Origin of the sequence: Sutterella seckii (assembly GCF_009183815.1) — a bacterium.
Classification (GTDB): Bacteria; Pseudomonadota; Gammaproteobacteria; order Burkholderiales; family Burkholderiaceae_F; genus Sutterella; species Sutterella seckii.
In genome coordinates, this window is the sequence record NZ_WEHX01000228.1 from 1 (window position 1) to 614 (window position 614).

A 614-nucleotide genomic window follows, 5' to 3' on the forward strand; every position below is an offset into this window, starting at 1 on the left:
TTAAAACGCCTGTCCAAGTTCGAATCCGAATGGCTTCGGGGAAAGGCCGATCCTAATGATCCTCTTCTGGATTTTTACGATTCACCGCAGTCGGGAGAACCGCTCAAGCGCAACATGCGCACGGTTACGGAGCACTGTTTCCTTCTGGGTTATTTTGCCTTCGTATCAAATGATGATGCCGATCTCGAGGCTGCACTGGACATCTACAAACTTCGCAACGAAGCGGAAGTCGTGTTTAAGCTGATGTTGGGCAACTTGATGAAAACGACCAGAGTCCATTCGACTCAGGCGTTGGAAGGATTGCTGTTCACCACCTTTGTGGCTTTGAGCATTTTGACGAATCTGCGAGCGAGAATGAAGGCTGATCTCAACGGACAGCCGGTTTGTGCCAACTACACCATTGCGGAAGTGTTTGCTCGACTGAAGAAAATTCAACTGATCGAGATTGAGGGAAAGAAGTATCTGATCAATGTTTCCGGCAAGGATAAGAAGCTCGTGGAGGCTCTGGGATTTGGAGGACTCTACGATTCTCCTGAAGCCGCTCTCAAGCCCTTGATGAGGCTGGCTTGACCCCTGGTTGGGGAGTTATACCCCAACCAAGCCGAGATTTTCCG

The 614-nt window shown here is 49.8% G+C and carries 1 protein-coding gene; it reads left to right on the top strand.

What is annotated here, in order from left to right; translation table 11 throughout:
• Window positions 1–570 (top strand): hypothetical protein (locus tag GBM95_RS12445; RefSeq protein WP_226963328.1); only part of this gene is annotated, 570 nt, incomplete at its 5' end.
• Between the last annotated feature and the right edge of the window lie 44 nt (window positions 571–614).